Source organism: Streptomyces sp. NPDC058000, from assembly GCF_042886435.1.
Lineage (GTDB): Bacteria > Actinomycetota > Actinomycetes > Streptomycetales > Streptomycetaceae > Streptomyces.
The window spans coordinates 1-6,301 of the sequence record NZ_JBHVQS010000124.1 but is presented as its reverse complement, the minus strand read 5'-3'; the positions used below and the strand labels follow the sequence as shown (position 1 = coordinate 6,301).

At 73.5% G+C, this 6,301-nt stretch carries 4 protein-coding genes; 1 reads left to right on the top strand and 3 read right to left on the bottom strand.

Going from position 1 to position 6,301, the window contains the following annotated elements; all coding sequences use genetic code 11:
- Positions 1-111: 111 nt before the first annotated feature.
- The 3 genes from ACFVT2_RS43155 to ACFVT2_RS43145 form a co-directional block, all read right to left on the bottom strand.
- The gene (locus ACFVT2_RS43155; RefSeq protein WP_390027947.1) at positions 112-2,775 is read right to left on the bottom strand and encodes a bifunctional FO biosynthesis protein CofGH; all 2,664 of its coding nucleotides are present in this window, start codon (positions 2,773-2,775) and stop codon (positions 112-114) included.
- A 178-nt stretch (positions 2,776-2,953) separates the two neighbouring features.
- Positions 2,954-3,355 (bottom strand): VOC family protein, encoded by a 402-nt coding sequence (locus ACFVT2_RS43150; protein ID WP_390027945.1) that lies wholly within the window; start codon positions 3,353-3,355, stop codon positions 2,954-2,956.
- Positions 3,356-3,580: 225 nt separating this feature from the next.
- Entirely contained in the window at positions 3,581-4,405 is an 825-nt protein-coding gene (locus ACFVT2_RS43145) for a TIGR03619 family F420-dependent LLM class oxidoreductase (protein WP_390027942.1), read from the bottom strand.
- A gap of 297 nt (positions 4,406-4,702) precedes the next feature.
- Here ACFVT2_RS43145 and ACFVT2_RS43140 point away from each other — a divergent pair, with 297 nt between their 5' ends.
- The gene (locus tag ACFVT2_RS43140) at positions 4,703-6,235 is read left to right on the top strand and encodes a CehA/McbA family metallohydrolase (protein WP_390027940.1); all 1,533 of its coding nucleotides are present in this window, start codon (positions 4,703-4,705) and stop codon (positions 6,233-6,235) included.
- Positions 6,236-6,301 lie beyond the last annotated feature (66 nt).

Here is a 6,301-nt window from a genome sequence, read left to right as displayed (position 1 = left end):
CTGATGTGAATCCTCCAGACGGTGGCGTCGCACTCGGGGTCGTGACGCGCGGGCCCGGCCGGGGGGGGCCGCCCCCCCCCCCGGGCCGGGCCGGCACCGCGGTGCCGGCCGCTACTCCACCACCGGCAGCAGCTCCGGCAGGTGGCCGTCCGACGCCAGTGCGGCGGCCTGGCGCTCCGCGGGGACGTTGCCGTAGGTCGTGGTCCGGGGGCGGGCCGGGCGGCCGGCGAGGTCGGCGATGCCGATCAGGTCCTGGATGGAGCGGTAGGAGCCGTAACTCGATCCGGCCATCCGGGAGATGGTCTCCTCCATCAGGGTGCCGCCGAGGTCGTTGGCGCCGGAGCGGAGCATCTCGGCGGCGCCCTCGGCGCCCAGCTTCACCCAGCTGGTCTGGATGTTGGTGATGTGCGGGTGGAGCAGGATCCGGGCCATCGCCGTCACCGCACGGTTGTCGCGGGTGGTGGGGCCGGGGCGGGCGATACCGGCGAGGTAGACGGGGGCGTTGGTGTGGATGAAGGGCAGCGTGACGAACTCGGTGAAGCCGGCGACGCCTTTGGACGACGCGGCCTGCTGGATCTCGGCCAGCAGCCGGAGGTGGCCGAGCCAGTGGCGGGGCTGGTCCACATGGCCGTACATCATCGTCGACGAGGAGCGGATGCCCAGCTCGTGGGCGGTCTTGATGACCTCGACCCAGGTGGCGGTGGGGAGTTTGCCCTTGGTGAGGATCCAGCGGACCTCGTCGTCCAAGATCTCCGCGGCGGTGCCCGGGATGGAGTCCAGACCGGCGGCCTTGGCCTCGCTCAACCACTCCCGGATGGACAGGCCGGTGCGGGTCGCCCCGTTGACCACCTCCATCGGGGAGAAGGCGTGCACATGCATGCCGGGGACCCGTTCCTTCACGGCGCGGGCGATGTCGAAGTACGCCGTGCCGGGCAGGTCGGGGTGGATGCCGCCCTGCATGCAGACCTCCACCGCGCCCACGTCCCACGCCTGCTGGGCGCGGTCGGCGACCTGGGAGAGGGAGAGGGTGTAGGCGTCGGCGTCCGTGCGGCGCTGGGCGAAGGCGCAGAAGCGGCAGCCGGTGTAGCAGACGTTGGTGAAGTTGATGTTCCTGGTGACGATGTAGGTGACGGCGTCGCCGACCGTGGCGCGGCGCAGGTCGTCGGCGATCCGGCAGAGCGCATCCAGCGCCGGGCCGTCGGCGTGCAGCAGGGCGAGCGCCTCGGCGTCGGTGAGCTTCGTCGGGTCGTCGGCGGCCTGGGAGAGGGCCTGCCGGACGTCGGCGTCCAGGCGGGAGGGCACCATGCCGGGCGCGGCGGCCTCGCGCAGCGCAGCCCAGTCGCCGTACACCTCGTCGAAGTCGTCGCGGCGGTCCGCCGTCCGGCCCTCGGTGTCGATGGTGCGGTGCAGGTCCGTGCGGCCGGAGGAGACGAACCCCTCGTCGGGCTCCTGCCAGGGGTGGCCGGTCACCACGGCGTCCTCCCGGGCCAGGCCGGTGGCCGGGTCGGCGAGGGCGGTGACGTGCGGCAGCAGCCGCGGGTCCAGCCAGGGCTCGCCGCGCCGGACGAACTCCGGGTAGACCGCGAGGCGTTCGCGCAGCTGGAAGCCCTCGGTCGCGGAGTGCTCGGCGAGCGTGTCGATCTGGGGCCAGGGGCGCTCGGGGTTGACGTGGTCCGGGGTGAGCGGGGAGACGCCGCCCCAGTCGTCGATGCCGGCCCGGATCAACCGGCCGTACTCCCCGTCCACCAGATTGGGCGGCGCCTGGAGGCAGGCGGTGGGGCCCATGATGTGCCGGGCGACGGCCACCGTGGCGACCAGCTCGTCGAGTTCGGCGTCGGGCATCCCGCGCATCGCGGTGTCCGGCTTGGCGCGGAAGTTCTGCAGGATCAGTTCCTGGATGCCGTGGTAGGCGCGGGAGATCCGGCGCAGCGCGAACAGCGACTCGGCGCGCTCCTCGTACGTCTCCCCGATGCCGATCAGCAGGCCGCTGGTGAACGGCACGGAGCTGCGCCCGGCGTCCTCCAGGACGCGCAGCCGCACGGCGGGCTCCTTGTCCGGCGAGCCGTGGTGCGGGCCGCCGGGCTCACTCCACAGGCGCTCGGCGGTGGTCTCCAACATCATGCCCATCGACGGGGCGACGGGCTTGAGCCGCTGGAAGTCCGTCCAGGACATCACGCCGGGGTTGAGGTGGGGCAGCAGCCCGGTCTCCTCAAGGATGCGGATCGCGATGGCGCGGACGTAGGCGATGGTGTCGTCGTACCCCTCGGCCTCCAGCCATTCGCGCGCCTCGGGCCAGCGCTCCTCGGGCTTGTCCCCGAGGGTGATCAGGGCTTCCTTGCAGCCGAGTTCGGCGCCGCGGCGGGCGATCGCCAGCACCTCGTCGGGGGACATGAACATCCCGTGGCCGGCGCGGCGGAGCTTGCCGGGGACGGTGGCGAAGGTGCAGTAGTGGCACTTGTCGCGGCACAGGCGCGTCAGCGGGATGAAGACGCTCTTGGAGTACGTGATGACGCCGGCGCGGCCGGCGGCCTCAAGGCCCGCGTCGCGCACCCGGGCCGCCGAGGCGCACAGGTCCACGAGCTCCTCGCCGCGCGCCTGGAGGAGCACCGCGGCCTCGGTGACGTCCAGCGCCACGCCGTCCCGGGCCCGCTTGAGTGCCCGGCGCATCGCGTTGGCCGTCGGCCGGGGGGCCGTCCCGCTCCGGTCGGCCCCGTCCGATACCTGGTCAGATCCCCGGTGGGAGCCCTGGTCAGATCCCTGCGCGCTGGAAGTCATGCCCCGAGCATACGAGCGACTGCCGACATCTCCGCGGCTGGATCCAGGGCGAGCGGTGTGCCGCTGATCACGTTAAACGGAGGTTGTCTCCGCACGGCCGGGGCACTTCCCGGAATGCGGCTGCGGCATGCCGCGGGCCGGACCGGCGGGGCCGGACCGGCTCGGTGCGCCGCGGCGGTCAGAGCGAGCTGAGCAGTTCCTCGGAGTAGGTCCGGGTCAGGAACTCCATGGCGTGGCCGTCGGGGTCGTCGACGTACACGCCCCGACCGCCGTCGTGGTGGTTGATCTCCTGCGGCTTGGAGTGCCTCGGGTCGGCCCAGTAGGGCAGGTCGCGCTCCTGTATGCGGGCCAGGATCCCGTCGAACTCCTCCTCCGTCACCAGGAACGCGTAGTGCGTGGCGACGAACTCCCTGCCGCCGGCGACGTGCTCGGCGTAGTCGAGGGTCACCCCGTTGTCCATCTTCAGCGCGGCGAACGGGCCGAACGCCTTGGGTTCGGGGGCGTCCAGCAGGTCGGCGAGGAAGCGGGCCGAGGCGAAGCGGTCCTTGCTGTGCACGATCGTGTGGTCGAGGCGGGGCATGGCGTCTCCTTGGTCTCCGAGAGTTCGACGGAACTCCTTTGGGGAGGTGGGTCCCTGGTGCCTTCACCTTCGACGCTACGCCCGGCCGCACCGGGACGGATCGGTCTGAGGTACCGCTCCGCGGGAGCGCACCGTAGGCCGATGGTCCTAGGGCCGGTCCAGTGGGTCAGGGCCGCGCTCCACGGGTGGGGGGCACCAGGTGCGGCGCTCGGGCCCGGCGCCCGGTCACAGGTACTGCGCGTAGTCGTCCAGGGTCCGCAGGACCTCCGCCTCACCGGCCGCCGGCAGCTGGAGGACCACCTCCCGCACGCCCAGTTCCCGGTAGTGCGCCAGCTTCCCGGGCGTCGGCCGGACCGCGTACGGCACCACCTCCGGCTCGCCCGCACGGCCCGCGTCCGCCCAGGCCCGCCGCAGGGCCGGGAGGGTCTCCGACAGACCGCCGCCGCCGATGGGCAACCAGCCGTCCGCGGTGGCCACGATCTCCGCCAGGAGCTTGGGGCCGGCCGCGCCGCCCAGCAGGACACGCGGTGCACCGCCGACCGGCTTGGGGTGGGCGAGGGAGGCCCGGACGGAGCCGAAGGGGCCTCGGTACGCGGTCGGTTCGTCGGCCCACAGGGCGCGCATCAGCTCCAACCGGTCGCGGACCAGGGCGCGCCGGGTCGTCCACTGCACTCCGTGGTCGGCCGCCTCCTCGACGTTCCAGCCATAGCCGACGCCGAGGGTGAAACGGCCGCCGGAGAGGTGGTCCAGGGTCGCGATCTGCTTGGCGAGGTCGACCGGATCGTGCTGGGCGACGAGCGTGATGCCGGTGCCCAGGCGGAGCCGCTCGGTGACCGCGGCGGCCTGGCCGAGGGCGATGAACGGGTCGAGGGTGCGGCCGTATTCACGGGGCAGCGGCTCGCCCATGGGAGCCGGGGTGTCCCGGGAGGCGGGGATGTGGGTGTGTTCGGGCAGATACAGCCCGTCAAAGCCGCGCTGCTCCAACTCGTGGGCCAGTCGGACCGGCCGGATCGTCTCGTCGGTCAGGAACAGCGTGGTCGCGATCCGCATGCTGGGGGTACCTCCGCGTCAGGAGTGGTCGGGCGTCGGGAGCGATCGGGCGTCCGGAGTGGTCAGGTGGGTGGAGTGGTCGGGTGGGTGGAGTGACCGCATGGTGCCGCACCGTCCGCGAGTTATCCACAGGGCTTTCCCCGCGTGTCACACGCGCGTACAACAGTTTTCACAGCGCGCAACGACGCGGGGACAACCCGAGGGCGACACGCGGCGGACGGCCGGCGCGGGCGCGCACCGCGTCCCGCGGCGGACGGGCCGCGGCGGGACGGACAGCGACGACTCAGGGGGGCGGAGATGGAACGACGCGAGGTGCTGAAAAGGTCGGCGGCCGCCGGCGCGGCGGGGGCGCTGACCCTCGGACGGGTGAGTTTCGCCGAGGCGGCACCGCCCCCCGGGCGGGCCGGGGACGGGCCGCCCGGCGGCGGGCCGGCCGAGCAGCGCCGCACGGTCACCGGCCATCTGCCCATCGGCGCACCCGACTTCGTCTACGTCCCGATCGACGTCCCGCACGGCGTACGGGAGATCGCGGTCGCGTACCGCTACGACAAGCCGACCGTGCCCGACGGCACCGCGGGGAACGCCTGCGACATCGGCATCTTCGACGAACGCGGCACGGCACTGGGCGGCGCCGGCTTCCGCGGCTGGTCGGGCGGGGCGCGGACGGAGTTCTTCCTACGGGCCGACGACGCCACCCCGGGCTACCTCCCGGGCCCGGTCAACGCCGGCACCTGGCACCTCGCCCTCGGCCCGTACACGGTCGCCCCGCAGGGTCTGGACTACGAGGTCACCATCACCCTGCGGCACGGCCCCCCGGGGACGACCCCGGCGCCCGTGCACCCTCCGGAGCGGGCCCGTGGCCGGGGCCGCGCCTGGTACCGCGGGGACAACCACCTGCACTCCGTGTACTCCGACGGCAAGCGCACCCCGGCCCAGATCGCGGCGCTGGCCCGGGCCGCCGGGCTGGACTTCCTCACCACCACCGAGCACAACACCACCGCCGGCCACCGCGCCTGGGAGGGGCTGTGGGGTGACGACCTACTGATCCTCACCGGCGAGGAGGTCACCACCCGCAACGGCCACGTGGTGGCGATGGGCACCGACCCCGGCGTCTTCATCGACTGGCGCTACCGGGCCCGGGACAACGCCTTCGGCCGGTTCGCCCGGGCCATCCGCCGGGCCGGCGGCCTGGTCATCCCGGCGCATCCGCACGCCACCTGCGTGGGATGCAGTTGGAAGTTCGGGCTGAACGAGGCCGATGCGGTCGAGGTGTGGAACGGCCCGTACGGCCCCGACGACGAGATCACCCTCGCCGAGTGGGACAACACCCTGGTCGCCCACGCCCGGGGCGGCGGCACCTGGCTGCCCGCCGTCGGGCACAGCGACGCGCACCGCGATCCGGACGTGGTCGGCCTCCCGCAGACCGTCGTCCTGGCCGACGACCTCTCGCGCCGCGCCCTCCAGGACGGCATCCGGGCGGGCCGGGTGTGGATCGCCGAGTCCGCCGGGATCGACCTCGCGTTCGCCGCCACCGGCGAACGGGGCGAACACGCCGGGATCGGCGAGCGCCTGGCGCTGCCCGATGCGGCCGGGGTCACCGCCCGGCTGACCGTCTCCGGGGCCCCCGGCTGCACGGTCTCCTTCGTCACCGACCAGGGCCGTCGGCACACCGCACCGCTGCCACCGTCCGGAAAGGGCACGGTCACCTGGCGGACCACCCCGGACAACGCCGCCTATATACGCGCCGAGGTCCGCCACCCGTCGTCGGCGGCGGACCTCCCGGGCCCGATGGCGGCGCTCACCAATCCGATCTTCCTGGGACGGCGGTAGCGCGGGATAGGCGTGGGGCGGGGCGGGTGGGGGTGGTGGGCGGGGGGGGAGCCCCCCCCGCACACC